General features: G+C 42.8%; 18 protein-coding genes. 10 read left to right on the top strand and 8 right to left on the bottom strand.

The window, feature by feature from the left end:
* Positions 1 to 388 precede the first annotated feature (388 nt).
* Together Q8M62_RS12130 and Q8M62_RS12125 are read right to left on the bottom strand one after the other, a co-directional pair.
* Positions 389 to 1,753, bottom strand: coding sequence for a TlpA disulfide reductase family protein (locus tag Q8M62_RS12130; RefSeq protein ID WP_304901500.1), 1,365 nt, complete (start codon positions 1,751 to 1,753; stop codon positions 389 to 391).
* 339 nt (positions 1,754 to 2,092) lie between these two features.
* The gene (locus tag Q8M62_RS12125) at positions 2,093 to 2,689 is read right to left on the bottom strand and encodes a hypothetical protein (RefSeq protein ID WP_304901499.1); all 597 of its coding nucleotides are present in this window, start codon (positions 2,687 to 2,689) and stop codon (positions 2,093 to 2,095) included.
* A 162-nt stretch (positions 2,690 to 2,851) separates the two neighbouring features.
* On the opposite strand from Q8M62_RS12125, the gene Q8M62_RS12120 reads away from it, so the two are divergent.
* The 4 genes from Q8M62_RS12120 to Q8M62_RS12105 all read left to right on the top strand — a co-directional run bounded on the left by Q8M62_RS12120 (position 2,852) and on the right by Q8M62_RS12105 (position 5,559).
* Positions 2,852 to 4,363, top strand: coding sequence for a S10 family peptidase (locus Q8M62_RS12120; protein ID WP_304901498.1), 1,512 nt, complete (start codon positions 2,852 to 2,854; stop codon positions 4,361 to 4,363).
* A 5-nt stretch (positions 4,364 to 4,368) separates the two neighbouring features.
* Positions 4,369 to 4,551, top strand: a complete 183-nt coding sequence (locus Q8M62_RS12115) for a hypothetical protein (RefSeq protein WP_304901497.1) — start codon at positions 4,369 to 4,371, stop codon at positions 4,549 to 4,551.
* Between the two features lie 9 nt (positions 4,552 to 4,560).
* Positions 4,561 to 4,779 (top strand): DUF433 domain-containing protein, encoded by a 219-nt coding sequence (locus Q8M62_RS12110; protein WP_304901496.1) that lies wholly within the window; start codon positions 4,561 to 4,563, stop codon positions 4,777 to 4,779.
* A 171-nt stretch (positions 4,780 to 4,950) separates the two neighbouring features.
* Positions 4,951 to 5,559 carry a nitroreductase gene (locus Q8M62_RS12105; protein WP_304901495.1) on the top strand — a complete coding sequence of 203 codons (609 nt, stop codon included), beginning with the start codon at positions 4,951 to 4,953 and terminating at the stop codon, positions 5,557 to 5,559.
* Between the two features lie 122 nt (positions 5,560 to 5,681).
* Here Q8M62_RS12105 and Q8M62_RS12100 read toward each other — a convergent pair whose 3' ends face one another.
* The 5 genes from Q8M62_RS12100 to Q8M62_RS12080 all read right to left on the bottom strand — a co-directional run bounded on the left by Q8M62_RS12100 (position 5,682) and on the right by Q8M62_RS12080 (position 9,397).
* A complete protein-coding gene (locus Q8M62_RS12100) occupies positions 5,682 to 6,182 on the bottom strand; it encodes a hypothetical protein (RefSeq protein WP_304901494.1) in 501 nt (166 codons plus the stop codon).
* Positions 6,154 to 7,137, bottom strand: coding sequence for a hypothetical protein (locus Q8M62_RS12095; RefSeq protein WP_304901493.1), 984 nt, complete (start codon positions 7,135 to 7,137; stop codon positions 6,154 to 6,156). Before Q8M62_RS12095 ends, Q8M62_RS12100 begins: the two co-directional genes overlap by 29 nt.
* A gap of 78 nt (positions 7,138 to 7,215) precedes the next feature.
* Entirely contained in the window at positions 7,216 to 7,566 is a 351-nt protein-coding gene (locus Q8M62_RS12090) for a hypothetical protein (protein WP_304901492.1), read from the bottom strand.
* Positions 7,567 to 7,790: 224 nt separating this feature from the next.
* The gene (locus Q8M62_RS12085; RefSeq protein ID WP_304901491.1) at positions 7,791 to 8,411 is read right to left on the bottom strand and encodes a thiamine pyrophosphokinase; all 621 of its coding nucleotides are present in this window, start codon (positions 8,409 to 8,411) and stop codon (positions 7,791 to 7,793) included.
* Positions 8,411 to 9,397, bottom strand: a complete 987-nt coding sequence (locus Q8M62_RS12080) for a dipeptidase (protein ID WP_304901490.1) — start codon at positions 9,395 to 9,397, stop codon at positions 8,411 to 8,413. The genes Q8M62_RS12085 and Q8M62_RS12080 overlap by 1 nt, the downstream gene beginning before the upstream one ends.
* Positions 9,398 to 9,613: 216 nt before the next feature.
* Between Q8M62_RS12080 and Q8M62_RS12075 the strand changes: the two genes are divergently transcribed.
* The 3 genes from Q8M62_RS12075 (at position 9,614) to Q8M62_RS12065 (ending at position 12,883) form a co-directional block, all read left to right on the top strand.
* Complete coding sequence (locus Q8M62_RS12075; protein ID WP_304901489.1) at positions 9,614 to 10,126, top strand: 3-hydroxyanthranilate 3,4-dioxygenase; 513 nt, start codon at positions 9,614 to 9,616, stop codon at positions 10,124 to 10,126.
* Between the two features lie 103 nt (positions 10,127 to 10,229).
* The gene (gene kynU / locus Q8M62_RS12070; protein ID WP_304901488.1) at positions 10,230 to 11,507 is read left to right on the top strand and encodes a kynureninase; all 1,278 of its coding nucleotides are present in this window, start codon (positions 10,230 to 10,232) and stop codon (positions 11,505 to 11,507) included.
* Between the two features lie 23 nt (positions 11,508 to 11,530).
* Positions 11,531 to 12,883: an NAD(P)/FAD-dependent oxidoreductase gene (locus Q8M62_RS12065; RefSeq protein ID WP_304901487.1), complete on the top strand. Its 1,353-nt coding sequence runs from the start codon at positions 11,531 to 11,533 to the stop codon at positions 12,881 to 12,883.
* Positions 12,884 to 12,988: 105 nt separating this feature from the next.
* On the opposite strand, the gene Q8M62_RS12060 is transcribed toward Q8M62_RS12065, so the two are convergent.
* Positions 12,989 to 15,226 (bottom strand): TonB-dependent receptor domain-containing protein, encoded by a 2,238-nt coding sequence (locus tag Q8M62_RS12060; RefSeq protein ID WP_305668161.1) that lies wholly within the window; start codon positions 15,224 to 15,226, stop codon positions 12,989 to 12,991.
* A gap of 134 nt (positions 15,227 to 15,360) precedes the next feature.
* Between Q8M62_RS12060 and Q8M62_RS12055 the strand changes: the two genes are divergently transcribed.
* The 3 genes from Q8M62_RS12055 (at position 15,361) to Q8M62_RS12045 (ending at position 19,785) form a co-directional block, all read left to right on the top strand.
* Positions 15,361 to 17,415, top strand: coding sequence for an alpha-L-fucosidase (locus Q8M62_RS12055; RefSeq protein ID WP_305668160.1), 2,055 nt, complete (start codon positions 15,361 to 15,363; stop codon positions 17,413 to 17,415).
* Positions 17,416 to 17,510: 95 nt separating this feature from the next.
* The gene (locus Q8M62_RS12050; RefSeq protein ID WP_304899445.1) at positions 17,511 to 18,083 is read left to right on the top strand and encodes a gluconate 2-dehydrogenase subunit 3 family protein; all 573 of its coding nucleotides are present in this window, start codon (positions 17,511 to 17,513) and stop codon (positions 18,081 to 18,083) included.
* Positions 18,076 to 19,785, top strand: a complete 1,710-nt coding sequence (locus tag Q8M62_RS12045; protein WP_304899446.1) for a GMC family oxidoreductase — start codon at positions 18,076 to 18,078, stop codon at positions 19,783 to 19,785. The genes Q8M62_RS12050 and Q8M62_RS12045 overlap by 8 nt, the downstream gene beginning before the upstream one ends.
* Positions 19,786 to 19,788 lie beyond the last annotated feature (3 nt).

Here is a 19,788-nt window from a genome sequence, read left to right as displayed (position 1 = left end):
TGCAGAAAAAGTCGCTGATGGACGCAGATTGAGTGAATTCCAGCTTTTCAAGGGAAAGGATTTTTCTCACAGATTTCACAGATAAATTATTGAAGAATCTGTGGTCATCTGAGCCACCAGCCTGCGGCAGGCAGGTCTGTGAGCTGAATCTGAATTGATAAAATGAAGACTTAATCCATTTCTGATGATATTTAGTACTCCAGTGGCTTCCTGGTATTTTGAATAACTGAAAACTGTAGAATTTCTTTCTTCAAAAGATAAAACACATTTGAAAATGATATCAGTGGAAATTTTGAAACACACAATTACACGATAAATTTTAGTGATAAACTTTGCTTTATTATTAAGTTATTACTTTGCCGAGGCTGTAGGCTGAAGCATTGAGTATTTACATTTTTTCAAGCTCGAATTCAATCATTTTTTCCATTCCAAGAGAAGGATCTGGCAAATCGGAACTTATAATAATTCCCCTAGGATCAATCAAAAAATACTTTGGGATTGCTTTGACCAAATACTTATCTCCAAAAATATCATTTATTCCATTTGGGATATTGACCTCAATTCCAACACCCTGAGGGTTGGTTCGGGACACGAAATTTTTCCATCGATCAAGTTCAGAATCTACTGAAACCATTAAAACCGCAACGCGGGGGTCATTTTGGTATTTGGCAGCAATAGCTAAAATATTTGGGCGGTGTTTTACACAGGGTCCACACCAGGTTGCCCAAGCATCAATAAGAATAACCTTACCTTTGAGGTCGGACAGATCAAAATCAGAATTGTCCGACTTTTTTGCTTTAAAATTAAATGCTTCAACACCAGACATGGAGGAGAAAAAGGAATCTGAAGCTCTGTTAATCAAGAATGAATAAGGATTGGATTTCTCTCCTTCAAGTGCTTCGGTAATTTTGTCGGATGTAAACAATTGCTCATGAGGTCTCCAATAGGATGGATGTTCAATAACTGACTGGATATAGTATGCCTTCAAGAAATTTTGTAAATCAAGGTTTTCGGTCTTTTTTTCGATTTCCCCAAGAAAAGTTTGGATATCTTGAATGGAATCCTGTTCTCTCAATAACTCAATCTCATATTTGAATAGGAGCATATCCGGTAAAGATTTTGCTTCTGAATCGAAAAAATTGATCTTTTTGATAAAATCGAAATAGGGGTCTTGTGCCTCAAACCCTTTAACAATTCTCCCATAATACATCAAGAAATTGTACGCCCTAGCTTGGTTTTGATAGTTGAGTAGTGCTTTCTCTGAATCACTGATTCTTGGTTCAAGGTGCTTTATGACCTTGTCTCTGGCATTGATTAAGCTATCAAACTTTTCTTTGACCGATTCAGGATCGCCAACCCTAAAAATCAATCCTGCATAGCGGGAGAACATTTCATTGGTAGAATGCCAAATAACATTGGCCATTGAATCTGCCGGTGATTCTTCTGTCACAAAAAAGTCCCCGCTAAGTTTCAGGCTTTTGGATACTCCCGGACCAAGGATAGTTAAGTAAGATTTGTCACTTCCTTTCACCTGAATGCTTGCAAGTAGTTGTCCTTCAATAGGGAAGGAAAAACTTTTCTGAGAGGAATTCAGAGGTACTTTCCCCAAAACTTTTCCAGTTATCAATTCTTGAAAAAATAATGAATCGTATTCTGTATTTATTTCAGGAACAATAATGTCAAAAACCTCATATGGTTTAGAACATGAGGTAAAAAAGAGTCCCACATATAGCACTAAAAGACATGTTCTCATGGAAAATTGGATTTATTTGTAAGCTATCTATCTCTAAAATAAAAACTAAATCCTAAATCAAAAAAATCTAATCTAAAAATTTAGGTTTTCAGGGTTTCCTGCAGATTAGCAAAGAAAAAGTCGCTGATGTTATCAGATTGAGTGAATTCCAGCTTTTAACAGAACGGTTTTTCTCACAGATTGCACAGATTAACACAGGTAAATTATTATAGAATCTGTGTTCATCTGAGCCACCAGCCTGCGGCAGGCAGGTCTGTGAGCGATTGTTTTGTTCCCTCAGACTCCCGCAGAAAACGTCGCTGATGTTCAAAGATTGATTATAGAAATACAGAGATGGTTTTAAGAGCCCCGCTTTTTAAGGGTCAAAAACCTTTCCGTAACAATCCTTACTCCCGCACTAAACCAAAAAGGCAAGGGTTGAGCCCCTCCCATTCCCTCTCCGACGGTCATGTCTATTTGAAGCAGATCACTGAAAAAATAGCGGTATCCTACCTGATAGGAAACTCCTGCTCCGGGAACATAAGGATCTCCCGAAAATATTTCACCGACTAAATGCATCCCTTTAAACACCCGTACCTGCGAACCAAAGCCCCAAGTACCCAAAAGATCTCCGGATTGATCTATATGCAAATAATTTCCACCCACATTTGCATGGATAAGTACATCCTCATTCTCACCAAAGCATTGGGTGATGGTGGCAAAGGCAAAAGTTCCAAATCCTTCCGGCTTGAAAGCACCCTTGCCGGTCGGGAAAAAACTTCCTACCACCGCTCCAAATCCCGGCCCTTTTCCTGATTCATATTCCCTGAACAAAAATTTACCCTGAACGAGGGGTAAGGCGTAGGAAAAAGCAGTGTTATCCTGCTCGGATTTTTCATAGCCGAAAACGCCCCCAATTGAAACTTCCAACCAATTCTTGGGTCCGTAAGCAGCCATTACCCATTGTTGCCCCGCATTTTTATAATATTTTGTTTTTCTTTGACGACGTCTACCCTAGCCTGATTGTTTACAATCGTCCCCGGGTGACGTTTGAGTCATACCTGCGGTAAACAGGCAGGCTCAATTTCATTGATCCTAATTCATAACACCACCAATAAAATGAAAAAATACCTGTTCTTTGTTGTCGCATTTTTGATAGCCATTTCTTCCTTTTCTCAAGAAGAAAAAGCCGAGGCCAAGTGGATTCCCCGTGATCCTCAAAAGTTCGAGTCAAGTCATTCAGGGACTTTCAACGGGCAGAAAATAACCTTCAAATCGATTGTAGGGGAGACTTTTCTCAAAAACTCCAAAGGTGAAGTCACCGGAGCCATGTGGTCTACTTCTTATGTCAGAGAAGGTGTGGACTCTTCAAGAAGACCGGTAATGTTTGTTTTCAATGGAGGTCCGGGTTCGGCTTCAGTTTGGCTTCACATGGGTTTCTTTGGACCTAAAGTTGTAAAAATTGACTCCGAGGCGAAGCAAGATGATGGTGCTGCGCCTTATCGGTTTGTGGAAAATAATCAGGCCTTGTTGGATCTGACGGACTTGGTGTTTATCGATCCGATCGGAACCGGTTTCAGCCAGATTGAAGGTATTGGGAAGACTTCTGATTTCTGGGGGCTAAACGAAGATGCAGCATCAATTGCTCAATTTATGCGGATTTGGGTAACGCAAAACGGAAGATGGCAAGCGCCTAAGTTTTTGGCTGGAGAAAGTTTTGGCACCACACGCGCCGCAAAAGTTGCCGAGGTACTCGAAGGTGGGGGACAAAACATGGCTCTGAACGGCATCATCCTGATCTCCCAAGCCTTGGACTATGCAGGTTCATCAAGTTGGGCAGATAACCTCACGTCATTCTTCACTTACCTGCCTTCACAGGCCGTGACAGCTTGGTACCACGGGAAAGCTGGGCAGGGCAAGACGATTGAAGCTTTCGCAAAGGAAGCCAGAGATTTTGCATACAGTGAGTATTTGTCCTCCCTTTTCTTAGGTGATAAGCAAACGCAAGCCCAGAAAGAAGCTACAGCTGAGAGACTCGCCTATTTCACAGGTTTGGATAAAAAATACATCCTCCAATCCGATAATCAGATCCTGATGCACCGGTTCAAAAAGGAATTATTGCGAGCCGAAGGAAAAGCCATTGGAACATTGGATGGACGTTTTTTGGCTTTGGAAACAGACAAATTATCCGAAGGTCCGGTGCTCGGCGATCCGAGTGACTACATGACAAGTGCTGCCTATACCGCTGTTTTCAACGATTACTTAATGCGGGATTTGAAAGTAAAGATGGATCGACCTTACCTTTCCTCTGCATCCGGAATGGGTGGAAGTTGGAACTGGAAACCTGTGCCGGAAGGTGCATATTATGAGCCGAGCTATGTGAGCACGGCACGCTCGCTCAGCGAGGTCATGCACCGAAATACTCAAATGAAAGTATTGGTTGCCAATGGCTATTATGATCTGATTACTCCGTTTTTTGATGCAGAATTCACCTTTGCACGGCATGATTTTCCACAAGAGCGGATTCAAATGACCTACTACGAAGCAGGCCACATGATGTACAATCGTCAGGAGGATTTTGATGCGCTAACTAAGGATGTACGGAAGTTTTTGGAGGGAGTTTTGAAATAGAGATCATGAACGAAAAGAAAGAAAATCAACCACGGAAAGGCTGGGCGGAGGCTTTTAAGAAAATACATGAAGCCGGTGAAGATAAGCTTTTGATTCCTGATGTTTTTGAGGATGAGGAATTTCTCACAGATCCGGAAAACGATTGGACTTGGGATGATAATTCAGACCAATCCAAAAAACATACGTAAATTAAAGCTATGAATTATACGGAGTATATCAGCATCGACCCAAACATCCGATTTGGCAGACCCTGCATCAAAGGCACACGAATAAGTGTATCTGATGTGCTAGGCTGGATGGCTTCGGGAATGAGTATGGAAGATATTTTGGCTGATTTTCCAGAACTTAACTTGGATCACATAAAGGCCTGTTTAGCCTATGCTGCGGATAGAGAGCAAAAGTTGAAATATGCATAGGTCAACCCATGTCACTACTTTTTGACCAAAATATCTCCTTTAGAATAATCAAAGATTTTTTAATAAATGAAAATGAGGGAATTTTAAAAGTTGAATCCGCCTTTTAGAACTCAGGAGAGTTTTGAGTCCTCAAATTAAACTTTCAATCAAAAAAAATTAAGACAAATAATTATGCAAATGCCAAATTTCAACGTCGAAGAAGTAACCAAAATCATCCGTGGACGACGGTCCATGTTCCCCGCCCAATTCAAAGAAAACGATCCTGTGGACGATTCCATTATTGAAGAAATGCTGGAAAACGCCAATTGGGCGCCGACTCATAAATTGACTCAGCCTTGGAGATTTATCGTCTACACTAGTGCAGGCCTGAAGAAATTCGCGGATTACCAGGCTGAAATGTATAAAATGCGTGCTGAGAAAAACGGCACCAACTTCATCGAAGCGACTTATCAAAAATTTAAGGATCAACCTTTGAAAGCCTCTCACGTGATTGCGATTCTGATGAAGCGAACCGAAGGTTCGGGCATTCCGGTGATGGAAGAAATCGCCGCCACAGCCATGGCTGTTCAGAACATGTACCTCACGGCCTGTGCACATGGACTAGCCTGCTATTGGGGGACGGGCGGACCGACCTTCTGGGGTGAAGCCAGAGAAGATTTCGGTCTGGAAGGAGAAGATATGCTGATGGGCTTCTTCTACGTCGCCAAGCCTGCTACCGACACTTGGCCTGCCGGAAAGCGTGAGCCGATTGGGGATAAAGTTGGGTGGATTAGGGAGTAGGCGTCATAGCGAGGCACTGCCTGCCCCGATTTTTTCGGGGAAATGATCTTAATATTTTAGGCAAATAAAGGAAGGTGAGAGCCTTCCTTTTTAATTTCAGAATATTTATCCACTTACAAATTTTATTTTCTTGGATTATACAGATTATGAACAAATGGATCGAGGATATAAACGAATTTGCAGTTAATTTTATCTGGAATAATATAGGATAAAGCATTATCTAGACTACTTAATTCTTCTTCAATTTCAACCCAATGGAGTAATACTGGAATAATTATTAACTCCACATCTCGAAATCTATAATCTTTTAAAGAAATCTTTTCATTTAAATCTTTAAAAGTTACCGCCAGCCTTCTAGGAATACTAATCGGGACATTTTCGGAAAATGAAATACCAACAATAAGTTCATCTTTTATAGAAAGTTTAATATAGTACCCTGAATATTTAACACTTTCTGGATTATCAATAGGATGAATCAACATATTTGTCCCAATAAACCTTCTAAAATTTTCCTCTCCAATAATTTCCATATTACTGGTCCTTTGGGCAAAAACACATTGGACAATTAAATAAATCACTAAAAAAATTGCCCCCCTAATTACATTTTGTTCCTTTTTGTCCATTTTTATATGCTTGATTAATTAAACCGATATCATTTTTTTCAGTTGATGATTTTTTTGAATAAGATTGCGTTCCTTGAAGACCACCCCAAGCCAAAGCCATAGCATCTGTTTTTCTAACACCATATCTCTCAACTAAAATCTTAGAAAGAACCCCAATGTATTCAACAGCCATTTCTTCATGTTCTTGAGATTCACTTAAAAAGTTACCCAAATTTAAATATCCTAAATATGCATGAAGAAACTCATGGAAAATAGTAGCTGTAATATATTCCTTTGAAGAATTTTCTAATATTGAATTAATTACAACTGAAAAAGTTCCGTAAGAATTATTTGAAGATGCAGTACTAAAAGTATGGAAACCATCTAACGAATTATCTCCAAGATCATATGACTCAATCTCTAATCGATAATCTTCCTTTTCTTGGAAAATTTCATTTATTAAGTTTGTTATTTCATTTGCAAAATCTGCTGAAACTGCATTTTGAGCAGCATTTTTAATGCATGGTTTTTCATCTGAAATCGATATCAGAATTTTTAAAAGAGGAAGTGGAACATCTGGAGGATAATAAGAACTTGTACCGCTGCTAGAATTATACCATAGAAATCCATCTCCACCATAAGTAAAATTACCTCCCGAGGTGGACTGATTCATTCCGGAATCCATTGGGCAATTATAGGAAGTGGAACTAGTTGGAGAAAGTGCTTCAACATACCAAGTATTCGTCTCCAACACATAGGTAATTTGATACCAATCTGTTGTAGTTGTCACGACAGAACACTTGTAGTCTTTATTTTCGGTGGTAATTACTTTACGGTTTCCATCTGAGATCTTTTCCATTTTACGAGCAGCAAGAATTTTTCCTTTATCAATTTCAAAACCGATAAAGTAATGCTCATCATAAGTAAATAGATCAACTATTCCACTCCAATTTTGATCAATCATTTGATAATTCATTTCCTTAAAATCTCTTCTAGAGTTTTCTTCAGGATAATACCTTGCTATTAAAGGATCATAACGATTAAAATTTGGATTCTAGACAAAAAGGATATTTTGAATTACTCTATTTTTAATTTTTCCTTTGTCTCCTTTTTTACGATCATTCCAAGGGAAAAATATTTGCTGATTCTTCAATCTTACCTCAAAAACTTCCCGCCCATCTGGAAAATAATAATGATGAAACTTACTCCAATCGGGTTCTTTTTCAAAAAATGGCAGGATCAATTCCTGAGACTCTGACCGGAAATTAGAGCCCTTTTCCGGAAGTCTGAGCTTGGTCTTATTTTCTTCAAACCAAGACTTTACTTGGACAATCTGGGCGTTTTCGTTGACCGCGATTTTAGGTGCTTCTGCTTCTTCGACGCAAGAGGTCAATAGGAGATTCAAAGAGATTAAAAGGGCTAGAAAACCTAAGAATTCGAATCTACCTAGATTTTTGTACTTAAGGGGGGGGGGGCAAATGTGTTGCTCATAAAAAAAGGTTTTGGTTGGAATATTTTTTTTAAAATATCTAAACGAATTCTGTAAAAGTCAATATTTGTTAAGGGATTTTTACAAAAAAAAAATAATAAAAATTGATTTGAGTCAGCTTTCAATTCTGGTTTCTCACTTCAGCCTTCAGAATTCACTTCCTCCCCAACCCAAAAAATCCCCTTACCCTCAATCTCCGTAATTCCTTCCGGCACTTCCAACTGGGTCAGGTAAATCAGAGGAAGCATCAGTTTGCCGCTTTCATTGGAGATTTCCACTGGCATTCCTTCTCGACCTAAGAGCTGGATTGTGCTTTCAGCAAACCACTTTTTGAATTTCCCGCTTTTGACAGGATAGTATTTCCAGCCTGCATCCATGATCGTCAGGTCAAACAAATCCAATTTTCCCTCCAAATCCATACACCTCAAATGCGAAACCCCAACCAAATGCGCTGCCGGATGCTTGGTTGCCAAGAGGTATTGAAGTCCTTCGTCTAGTGTGTTTTCTGGGGATGCAGTCAGAAACTTGACCGGATACTGCTCTTCCAGCAGTTGGAGATTTTCTTTTTGGAAGGTTTCCGTGGCGAGAATCACGTCGATTTTTATACCCCAACTCAGCACGGTATCCAAGCATTCCTGCCAAACCAAAACCGTCGGAACCCACTCCAAAAGTGGAGAAATGCCATCGAAATTTAGTCCTTCTGTGTTGAGGATAAACACTGCCGGTTCTTGCTGCTCCTTGACAAAATGATGACTTGACATCAGCTCCAAAGTTTTTGGTAGAAGTTGAACACGTTTTCAGAAGCCAGTTTCTTGAGCTGAGATTCACTCAGGGTTTTGCTCAAGGATTCTAAAATCGAAGGATATTTCCCGGCATTTTCGGCCAAAGGGAAATAAAACGGTTGCCTGCTCTGGTCGGGAAAATTCTTGGTGTAGAAAAAATCAGCGCCGAAGCAGATTGCATCTTCACTCATTTTATTTCCATGCAGAATATGTTCAAAAAGTCGCTCAGGGACTTTAGGATCTAGGAATGCCCGTAAAAAATTCACTCCGATAATTCCTCCTCGCTTGATGATTTCCTGAGCAAATTCATCTGTCAGATTGCGTTTGTGATCCCAAAGTGCCCGAAAGTTAGAGTGGCTGGCGATCACCGGAATCGGCAAATGGTGCCGGTCGATATGATTCAGGATTCCCTCTGCCAAAAGGTCGGAAGTATGGGAAAGATCGATGGGAATCCGTTTTCCAGCCATGTAGTCCAGGAGTCGCTTTCCATCTTCTTTCAGCCCAACTCCCTCGACATAATTTCCTCCTCCGAAGCGATTCTCGGTATGGTGAGTCAAACTGATGTAGGCAAGTTGCCCGACTGTCGAAAGCATCCGGTCAAACTGCTTGTAGATTTCCGGCCAAGTGGCTTTTTCATGCCCAAATCCCGCCGCATTTTCAACCGCTGCAATGATGCCAATTCGATTATCCGAGCTTGGGTTTTTCAGAAAATCAGCATCAAACTTGGTTACTGTCTTTTCTTCTTTGCGCAGCAAATCATAGAAGATCTTGGCCTGCTTTCCGGCCATTCTCATGCTGGAAGCGTCCACATTCGTGTAGATCGCCATCACCTGCATTCGGACTCCACCTTCCTGCAGCCATGGAAATGCGCAGGCAATTTGGTCTTTGGAAAATGCATCTGCACGGGGAACTGCCGCCAAAAAGGAAAGCAGGTCGCAGTGTAGGTCGGCGATGGGGATATTCATAGGTTTTTGATATTTTATAAACAAAAGTACGATTTACGAAGTACGAATTACGAGGGTCCGAAGAACCTCAAAGATTTAAGATAATTCTTAACCTTTGGAAAAACCCTCAGAATTTTCACCTTTTAAGTTGGGCAATTGTTCAAAAACTAATTCACAACTGGTTTTAGATTCAATACCTATATTTGGAAGTAATCTTTACTCAAACCTGAATCAAATATGTCTGTCGCCAAACCTTTCAATTTCAAAAAGTGGATCGATGAAAACCGTCATTTGCTCAAGCCGCCTGTAGGCAATCAGCAGGTGTACAAAGGAAACGACGATTTTATAGTCATGGTAGTCGGCGGGCCAAACAGCCGAAAAGATTACCACTACGATGAAGGCGAAGAGTTTTTTTACCAATTGGAGGGCGACATTGTGCTCAAGATTATAGAGGATGGTAAACCCAAAGACATTGAAATCAAGGAGGGGGAAATTTTCCTTTTGCCTGCAAAAGTGCCTCACTCTCCACGCAGACCTGCCAATACGATTGGTTTGGTGATCGAGCGCTACCGAAGAGCAGGAGAAAAGGACGGCTTTATTTGGCACTGTGAAAACTGCGGAAATCGGCTTCATGAAGAATATGTCGAATTGACCGATATCGTGACTCAACTTCCTCCCATCATGGAGCGTTTTTGGTCGAGCAATGACCTGAGGACTTGTAAATCTTGCGGTACGTATATGGAAAAGTAAAGTCAACAGTCCACTGTCGACAGTCGACAGCAGGAAAAAGCAGACTTCAAACCTTATTTTCTCTGGCGGTGGACTGTGGTCCGTCGACCGTTGACCAAAAAATATGAACTACCAATTCTCCGAATCCTTTGCCCGTGAAATGGACGCAAAAGATTCACTTTCACACTTCAGATCCCGATTTCATTTTCCCAAAGTCAAGGGAAAGGAAGCGATTTATTTCTGCGGGAATTCGCTTGGAATCCAACCCAAGTCCGTCAAAGATTACCTCGAAAAAGAGCTGAACAACTGGGCAGATTTGGCTGTGGATGGGCATTTTCACGGAGAAGATGCCTGGTATCATGTTCGGAAAAAGTCAAAACCTGCACTTTGCCAGATTGTCGGTGCACATGAGCACGAAGTGGTGGCGATGAATAACCTTTCGGTCAATCTTCATCTTTTGATGGTTTCTTTTTATCAACCTACAAAAGAGCGCTATAAAATCATCGTGGAGGCCGGAGCTTTTCCATCCGATCAATACATGCTGGAAACTCAGATCAAATTTCACGGCTTGGATCCAGCCGATGTTTTGGTGGAGCTTTCACCAAGGTCAGGAGAATATACCTTGCGAACCGAAGATATTTTAAGTGAGATTAAGCGACACGGAGAGAAACTGGCTTTGGTTAATATGGCTGGATTGCAATATTATACGGGGCAGCTTTTTGATATGAAAGCGATTACCCAAGCTGCCCATTCAGTCGGGGCCTTGGCAGGATTTGATTTGGCGCATGCTGCAGGCAATGCAGTGCTAAAGCTTCACGATTGGGATGTGGATTTTGCCACTTGGTGCAGCTATAAGTATTTGAATTCGGGTCCCGGAAATGTCTCAGGAATATACGTTCACGAGAGATTTGCGGAGCGGCCTGATTTACCCCGGTTTGCAGGTTGGTGGGGACATGACGAAGGCGAGCGGTTCAAGATGGAAAAAGGTTTTGTACCAATGTATGGAGCGGACGGTTGGCAGTTGGCCAATTCCAATGTCTTGGCATTGGCCGCACATCAGGCTTCCTTGGATATTTTTGAGGAAGCAGGAATGGAAAACCTTCGATTAAAAAGCGAAAAGCTCACCGGCTATCTTGAATTTCTGATCCGGGAAATCAGCGGTGAATCAGGGGTTTTGGAAATAATTACCCCAAATAATCCGGCTGAAAGAGGCTGTCAGTTATCTTTGCTGATCCACCGTGGGGGCAAGGAAGTCTTCGATGAATGGTATAATCAAGGAGTAGTAGGTGACTGGAGAAATCCAAACGTGATTCGACTTGCGCCTACTCCACTATATAACAGTTTCTTGGATGTGTTCCGGTTTGCAAAGATTTTGGAACAATCCCTGAAAAAATTCGCTTAAAGAAGCGTGGGTAAACATATTCGATGAAGAAAAACGAAATTACCATCTTAGGTGCCGGCTTGATCGGCAGTTTGATGGCCATATATCTCAGACGTCAGGGTCTCGAAGTCTCTATGTACGACAAGCGACCTGACAAGCGCAAAAATCCCTATTCCGAAGCTGGCAGATCGATCAATATGGCCTTGAGCCATAGAGGTTGGAAAAGTCTGGAGCAAGTTGGCTTGAAGGATAAGGTTATGCCTTTTGCGATTCCGATGTACGGAAGGCGAGTGCATGATGAGCATGGAGGGACTACTTTTGTGCCATATGGCAAAGCTGATCAGGCAATTTATTCCATTTCCAGAGGAAATTTCAATCAATTATTGGTAGAGGAGGCGGAGCGATTGGGTGCCGAAATCCACTTTGAGCACAAGTGTCTCGATGTGAATTTCAGAACAAATGAGATTTGCTTTGAGTCTCCAGAAGGAGATAATAAATTAATTCCCAATGTCATAATCGGGGCTGATGGTGCATACTCAGCATTGAGAATGTCCATGCAAAAGCAAATCCGCTTCAACTATCGACAGGAATACATTTCCCATGGATACAAGGAATTGACGATTCCAGCGACAGCTTCTGGCGATTTTGCGATGGATCCGAATGCCTTGCACATCTGGCCAAGAGGTAAATTTATGCTCATCGCCCTGCCAAATCCTGACAAGTCTTTTACCTGTACACTTTTTCTGCCTTTTGAAGGTACGAAGGTTTGCTTTGAGAAAATTCAGGATGAAAAAGATCTCGAAACCGTATTCAGAGCCTATTTTGATGATGCATATCAAGTAATGCCGAATTTGAAAACCGAGTTTTTCAAAAACCCTACAGCCGCTTTGGTAAATATTGAATGCTATCCTTGGGTTCAGGGAAATTCATTATTGCTTGGAGATGCATCTCATGCCATGGTTCCATTTTATGGACAGGGGATGAATTGCGGTTTTGAGGATTGCTCAATTTTGAATGGACTGATTGAAAAACTCGGTACGAATGCTTGGGATTTGGTTTTCGAAAAATTCCAGAAAAAGCGCAAACCTGATACCGATGCAATTTGTCAGCTAGCGATGGAAAACTTCATTGAAATGCGTGATTCGGTGTCGAGTCCAAAGTTTTTGCTTCGCAAAAAAATAGAAGCCAAACTTCATGAGCTTTATCCAAAAGAGTGGATACCGCTCTATACAATGGTGACTTTTACCGATATGAGTTATGCCGAAGCGTACGCGCAAGGGAAGCTTCAGGAAGCAATTATGAATAAAGTAATGGCAAGCCCCCTAATTACCGAAAATTGGGACAAGCTCGACTACGAGGACATCATCAATCAAATGGAAACAGCAAAAGCGGTCTAAAGACCGCTTTTTTTTTTGCTTAACAGAACATTTAAAGGGCATGTCCATCAGGACAAAAGCCTGCCTATTGGAGCAAAGTCCAGTATCTTTCTACCCTATTTTCCCTCAATAGTTCAATCCCAATTTCACTCCTCCATACCAATTTCTGGTCGGTGCGGGCTGATAGAATCTGGCAGCAAAGGCATTGAGATCATTTCCCAAAGAGTATGACTCGTCCAGGAGATTATCCACACCTGCAAAAACCTCCAGGTCAAACTTGCCAATCTTGCGTACATACCCAAATCGCATATTCACCAAGTCATACGATTCCTGATAGACGGTATTGGCATCATTGAGTGGAATTTTGTCGGTAAACTGATGTGTGAAATTGAGGTAAAAGCCAATGGAAGTTCTCAGATCCAGGCGACTGACCAGATTATGCTTCGGCACTCCTGTCAGGTCATTTCCTGAAAAGTCGTTGGCTTGCTTGGCATACTCATCAAACTTGAAAAACTGCCCGGTGTAAGCTGTTCCCAGCAGTATGTCTCTGACGAATCCGTCAGAATTTCTCAGAAGGGCATAATCTACTGTCGCCTCAATTCCTTTTTGATCTGTTGAGCCCGCGTTTCTGAATAATACCACTCCGTTTGCATTGGTGAAAGTGGTGATGGTCTCCTCCAACTTGAGATAATAGCCAATCAATTCGAAGTTGAATTTTTCTTTGCCCAATCGATACCCCACTTCATAATTGATCCCTTTTTCTGCCTCCAAAGCAAAGTTTAAACTTCCTTCATTGGTTCGAACCTCATCGATAGTAGGGGGAGAAAATCCGCTGCTGACCGATCCATACACCGAACTAAAGGCATTCATTCGATAGTTTAATGCAACTCTTGGGATTACTACAGGATCAAATTTCCTGGATTGTAGTCCTGTAGGTTTGCGCGTGGCGTCGATTTGTCTATCTACTTCATAGCCGGAAAAATTTTCAGACAAACCCAGTGTAAACAGCAATTTGGAATTCAGATTCCATTCAGCTTGCTGAAAGAAGAAGCCCTGATAGGCTCTGAGCTTGTCCGAAAAGCGAACCGTATCTGCCACTCCGGCCCGATTGCCAAAATTCTGCGCATCAGTCAATCCATTCTGATATTCTCCTCCTACAATCAATCGCAAAGACTTCCCTCCCAATTCTCCATCATGCGTAAACTTCGTCCTTAGGCCATATCCAAAGCCCAGCTCTTTCTTGTAATCGAGAATAAACGGGTTTTCAAAGTTGTTCGTGTTGAGGTAAACGGTTGTGTTGTTGTTTGTCTTTTCAGAAAATCGATACAGATGCCCCAATGAAAGCAGTACTGTCTGTTGGGAAATAGAGCTGTTTTGAGTAACTGAGCCCGGTCGTGCCTGCTTGGGATTCTGTTCCACTTGTGCGGCATTTAAGGCTCCGGGTATTTGGTAATCCAAGTCAGAAATCAGCAACTGGGTACGAATTTCCTGCTTTTCAGAAATCGGAAAAAACCCACCCAACTGAAATACCTGACGATCTACCGCCGAATGCTCCCGGTAGCCGTCTGATTTTTGGCTGACAAAAGAAGCCTCCACTCCACCCTCCCCTACTTGCTGGGAAAGCCCTAACCTGAATCGGCTTAATCCAAAATCCCCGGTTAAATATTCGGTCGCAATCCGGTTTTCTGTCAGATTTGGTTGGCTGAAAAGAGAAATAGCACCGCCGTTTCCGGCCCCGTAAATACTTCCGGAAGGCCCTTTCACCACTTCCGCTCTTTTGATATTGGCCAGATCAAGCAGGTTCAAAGCCGTCGTCCCGTCCGGTGAAGTGAATGGAACCTCATTCCAATAGACTTTCACATTCCGCACTCCAAAGGGCGAACGAAGCGAACTTCCACGGATTGAAACCCGGTAACTGGCCGGCGCACGTTCTTCGATTCTTACCCCAGCTTTTTGATTGAAGGCATTAACGGGGGAGGTTTCATTGAACCGATTGAAGTCCCGCTCAGTAACTACACTGACAGCAGCTGATTGCTCCAAAAGTGGCCTTTCTGATTCGAAAGCGGAGACAGTCACACCGGAGAGTGAGATGGAAATGGGCTTTAATTCAATTTCAAAATACCCATCTTGAAACTCTGCGACAAGTGATCGATATCCTTCAAGGAAAAAAGTGACACTAACAGGGCTTTGCTCCTCTATCCTTACCTTACCCTCCTTATCAGTTAAATAGTCTTTTGAGTTATTAACCTTAAGCAAGACTTTTTCCAAAGGCTTTTTAGATTCAAAATCTGATACACGCACATAAATTTGGGCCTGAAGGGAGGAACTCAGTAGCAATAGAAATAGGATGATGGCATTTTTCATGGCCGAAAAATACAAGGAAACTTGCAGACAAAAGCAACAATCCAGACCAATGGTTTTGATTGGGGATCAGCTAATCTTAATTTGTTTTAGATTTCCATCCCCAACTGAAAAACAGCAACCTTGAATTTAATTTTATGAAGAAGTTTGTTTGGCCATTTTTAGCTTTCGCGCTCAGTTATTGTCAGGAAAAAGCCACTCCGCCGGAGCCGATTCTCCCAATTCCTCATGAAAGACAGATCGCTTGGCAGGAGCTGGAGTATTACGGCTTTGTCCACTTTAATATGAATACTTTTTCAGACCGGGAGTGGGGATTTGGAGATGAAAAACCTTGGCAATTTAATCCGACGGAGCTCGACGCAAAACAATGGGCTCGTGTAGCAAAGGAAGCCGGGATGAAAGGCTTGATCATCACAGCCAAGCACCACGACGGATTTGTACTTTGGCCATCAGCTTACACAGCGCATTCCGTGAAAAACAGCCCTTGGCGAGATGGAAAAGGCGATTTGATTCGGGAATTTGTAGATGCCTGCAGGGCAGAAGGACTGAAAGTGGGGATCTACTATTCCCCATGGGACCGAAATCATCCCGACTACGGCAAGCCGAAATACATCACCTATATGCGTAATCAGCTGACGGAATTGCTGACCAATTATGGGGAATTGTATGAGATTTGGTTTGACGGCGCCAATGGCGGCACAGGCTGGTATGGAGGAGCAAATGAGGAAAGAAAAGTCGATAAATTCAGCTATTACGACTGGCCGACGACGATTGAATTGGTCCGAAAACTTCAACCCAATGCCATGCTATTCAGCGATGCAGGTCCGGATGTAAGGTGGGTAGGAAACGAACATGGATTTGCATACGAGACTACCTGGTCCAATCTGATGCGGGATTCGGTCTATGCCGGAATGCCTGAATTCTCTGAAAAATGGGCCACGGGACAGGAAAACGGCACACATTGGGTGCCAGCTGAGTCGGATGTCAGTATCCGTCCGGGATGGTATTACCATACTTATGAAGATCACAAAGTAAAAACCTTACCCGAGCTGATGGAAATTTATTACAAGAGTATCGGGCAAAACAGCTCGCTACTGATCAATTTCCCTGTGGATACCCGTGGCTTGATTCATGAGAAGGACGAAGAAGCGATTTTGAAGATGGCTGCCAAAATCAGGGAAGATTTTGCTGTCAACCTGGTTAAGGAGGCTTCTTTTAAATCTTCTTCCAGCCGGGGTGAAGGATATGGCGTGGAAAATCTGAATGACGGAGATTTCAATACCTATTGGTCCACACCTGATGGACAGATTCAGGCTTTTGTGGAATTGGATTTCGGAAAATCAGTTTTCTTCAACCGCCTTTTGATCCAGGAATTTGTCAATCTCGGACAGCGGGTCAAAGCTTTTTCCCTCGAAAAAGAAGTCAATGGAAAATGGGAGATTGTGGCAAGAGGAACCACCATAGGTTTCAAGCGGATATTGAGATTCCCGGATACCGAGGCCCGAAAAATCCGCATCAATTTCCTGGAGGCAAAAGGAATCCCCGTGATTTCTGAAATCGGGGTTTACCATGCTCCGGCTTTGCTTTTTCCCCCTAAAATCACCCGAACCCCGGAAGGAAAAGTCAGCATCACCACAGCGGAAGAAAGCCAGCAAATCTTTTTCTCCTTAGATGGAAATGCGCCAAAAGTGGGCGAAAATCCTTTTTTAGGTGAATTTGAAGTGCTAGAAGCAACCACTGTTCAAGCTCTTGCGGTGGATTCAAAATCTGGAAAACGCTCAGAGATTGCACGAGTTGATTTTGATATCGCCAAGGGAAACTGGAAGTCAATAGCCAACGACTCCAATGCGATACGGGCAATCGATGAAAAATCTCAGACTTATTGGACTTCAACAAGTAATGAACTGGTGATAGATCTCGGAAAAGAAGTTTCGCTGCGTGGGTTTACTTATTTACCCATGCAGGCAAGATATCCAAGTGGCTTTATTTCCGAATATCAATTTGAGATAAGTGATGACGGTAAAAAATGGAACACCGTAAGGCGTGGAGAATTTTCAAATATCCAAAATAGCCCAATCGAACAAATTGTCCGGTTTGATTCAGTTCAGTCCAGATTTATAAAACTAAAATCCCTAAAAACCACTGATGGAAATCCTGCAACATTCGGTGAATTCGGAGTTTTGACTCGGTAGATTATCATTCAAAGTCTTTTATACCTTTGGCTGTGGATTTCGCATAATTTTCCCTACTTTCTGGGCTCAAATGCTTTAAACCCAATCTATCTTATATGAACAGACGGATCGCCTTGCGGCATCTCGCCCTGATCTCCGGAGGACTCGTGTTGATTCCTTCCTGTGATTTCAGCAGCGATGACATCCTTGCCGCCTATCAGAATCTAAAAATTACAGCTTCTCAAAAAACCCTCCTGGGATCAATTTCAGACACGATAATCCCTGCAGGAGAGATCAAAGGAGCACTCAATTTGGAAGTCCCCGACTTTATCCTTGTCATGGTCAATGACTGCTTTACCACCGAAAATCAGGAAAAATTCACGGCTGGACTTACCGCCTTTCCTGACTATGTGCAAAAAACCGCAGCTAAGAAATTTGAGGCACTTTCCACCAAGGAAAAAGAGGAATTGATTCTCACCGGCACCAAACTAGAAGGAGATGATACGCCCGAGGGAAAAGAACGGGCAAACGTTTCTTACTTTCTGAATTCCACCAAACGCCTAACCATCCAAGGCTATATGGCCTCTGAATACATCCAAACCGAAGTAATTCCTTATTCACTCATTCCCGGCGAGTACAATGGTGCTGTGCTGATCTCCGACCTACAAAAACCCCGCATTAATGGCTAATCTGAATATCCGAAGTAAACAAGAACGAACCTATCAAGCCATTGTCATCGGTTCAGGAATCAGTGGTGCTTGGGCCGCAAAAGAACTTTGCGATCTCGGAGTGAAAACACTGATGCTGGAGCGTGGAAAAAATGTGGAGCATATCAAGGACTACCCGACTACAAACATGCTTCCATACGAATTTGAGCATCGGGGTCAGGTGCCTCAAAAAATTCAGGAAGAAAATCCGGTCGTCAGTCGATGCTATGCTTTTCGGGAGGATGCGATGCACTTTTTCGTTAAAGATACCGAACATCCCTATGTGCAGGAGAAGCCTTTTGACTGGATTCGTGGGTACCAAGTTGGGGGAAAATCCCTGCTTTGGGCAAGACAGGTACAGCGCTGGTCTGACTTTGATTTTGAAGGTCCCGCACGTGATGGCTTCGCAGTAGATTGGCCGATCCGATACAAAGACATCGAAAAATGGTACAGCCATGTGGAGAAATTTGCGGGAGTTTCGGGCAACAAAGACGGCTTACCAAATCTTCCGGATGGAGAATTTCTTCCCGGGTACGAATTGAATGTGGTAGAAAAGTATTTTGCGGAGCAACTGAAGAAAAACTACGGCAATGACCGCCACATGATCTCTTCCCGCTGTGCGCACATCAATGGCAATCTGGATTTTTTTGCCCAGCAAGGCAGGGCAAAATGCCAAAACAGAAACCTCTGCCAGCGGGGCTGTCCCTTTGGAGGCTATTTCAGTTCCAATTCCTCCACCATTCCCTGGGCCCTAAAAACCGGAAATCTCACGATGAGACCAGATGCCGTGGTGCATTCGATCATCTATGATGATGAAAAAGGAAAAGCTACTGGTGTCCGAATCGTAGATCGGCTGACCAAGGAAACAGAGGAGTTTTATTCAGACGTGATTTTCCTGAATGCAGCGGCCTTGAACTCCAATCTTATCTTGATGAACTCTACCTCCAATCGTTTTCCAAATGGCATGGGTAATGACAGTGGAGTGCTGGGCAAATACGTTGCATTTCACAACTATCGCGCTGGTGTATCTGCCGAGCATGAAGGACACTCAGAGTATACCACTTCGGGTGGACGTCCGACAAGCGGCTACTTCCCAAGATTCAGAAATGTGTACAAGCAGGAGACAGACTTCCTGAGAGGATACGCTGCAGGTTTTTCGGCCGGAAGAGGTGTCCGAACCAATTCGGAAGGCATCGGGATGGAGTTGAAAAACAACCTCCTCAATCCAAGTGAATACGGTCCTTGGTATGTGGGTTCGCACATGATGGGCGAGACGATTCCAAAGGAAAGTAATTATGTCGCCTTGGATCCAACGCTGAAAGATGAGTGGGGAATTCCTCAGCTCAAAATCAATGTGGAATACGACGACAACGACGAAAAAATGATCAAAGACTACATCGAACAAATGTCTGAGATGTTTACTAAGGCAGGATTTACCAATATCCGGACACGGGATGACAAGCGGGCACCTGGCTTGGATATCCATGAAATGGGCGGTGTACGTATGGGCAAAGATTCAAAAACATCGATGCTCAACGCCAACCATCAGCTGCATGCCGTTCCGAATGTCTATGTGACCGACGGTGCTTCGATGACTTCCACTTCCACACAAAATCCATCCTTGACCTACATGGCTTTTGCCGCACGGGCTGCGCATCATGCGGTGACGGAAAGCAAGAAATAAAGT

Origin of the sequence: Algoriphagus sp., from assembly GCF_030694375.1 — a bacterium.
Taxonomy (GTDB): Bacteria; Bacteroidota; Bacteroidia; order Cytophagales; family Cyclobacteriaceae; genus Algoriphagus.
This window is presented reverse-complemented; position numbering and strand designations above follow the sequence as displayed.

Coding starts and splice junctions, on each gene's coding strand:
- Q8M62_RS12100 (WP_304901494.1), bottom strand. CDS start 6,182: ATGGACAAAAAGGAACAAAATGTAATTAGGGGGGCAATTTTTTTAGTG.
- Q8M62_RS12120 (WP_304901498.1), top strand. CDS start 2,852: ATGAAAAAATACCTGTTCTTTGTTGTCGCATTTTTGATAGCCATTTCT.
- Q8M62_RS12105 (WP_304901495.1), top strand. CDS start 4,951: ATGCAAATGCCAAATTTCAACGTCGAAGAAGTAACCAAAATCATCCGT.
- Q8M62_RS12085 (WP_304901491.1), bottom strand. CDS start 8,411: ATGTCAAGTCATCATTTTGTCAAGGAGCAGCAAGAACCGGCAGTGTTT.
- Q8M62_RS12075 (WP_304901489.1), top strand. CDS start 9,614: ATGTCTGTCGCCAAACCTTTCAATTTCAAAAAGTGGATCGATGAAAAC.
- Q8M62_RS12095 (WP_304901493.1), bottom strand. CDS start 7,137: ATGAATTATCAAATGATTGATCAAAATTGGAGTGGAATAGTTGATCTA.
- Q8M62_RS12055 (WP_305668160.1), top strand. CDS start 15,361: ATGAAGAAGTTTGTTTGGCCATTTTTAGCTTTCGCGCTCAGTTATTGT.
- kynU (WP_304901488.1), top strand. CDS start 10,230: ATGAACTACCAATTCTCCGAATCCTTTGCCCGTGAAATGGACGCAAAA.
- Q8M62_RS12110 (WP_304901496.1), top strand. CDS start 4,561: ATGAATTATACGGAGTATATCAGCATCGACCCAAACATCCGATTTGGC.
- Q8M62_RS12045 (WP_304899446.1), top strand. CDS start 18,076: ATGGCTAATCTGAATATCCGAAGTAAACAAGAACGAACCTATCAAGCC.
- Q8M62_RS12050 (WP_304899445.1), top strand. CDS start 17,511: ATGAACAGACGGATCGCCTTGCGGCATCTCGCCCTGATCTCCGGAGGA.
- Q8M62_RS12130 (WP_304901500.1), bottom strand. CDS start 1,753: ATGAGAACATGTCTTTTAGTGCTATATGTGGGACTCTTTTTTACCTCA.
- Q8M62_RS12115 (WP_304901497.1), top strand. CDS start 4,369: ATGAACGAAAAGAAAGAAAATCAACCACGGAAAGGCTGGGCGGAGGCT.
- Q8M62_RS12125 (WP_304901499.1), bottom strand. CDS start 2,689: ATGGCTGCTTACGGACCCAAGAATTGGTTGGAAGTTTCAATTGGGGGC.
- Q8M62_RS12080 (WP_304901490.1), bottom strand. CDS start 9,397: ATGAATATCCCCATCGCCGACCTACACTGCGACCTGCTTTCCTTTTTG.
- Q8M62_RS12065 (WP_304901487.1), top strand. CDS start 11,531: ATGAAGAAAAACGAAATTACCATCTTAGGTGCCGGCTTGATCGGCAGT.
- Q8M62_RS12060 (WP_305668161.1), bottom strand. CDS start 15,226: ATGAAAAATGCCATCATCCTATTTCTATTGCTACTGAGTTCCTCCCTT.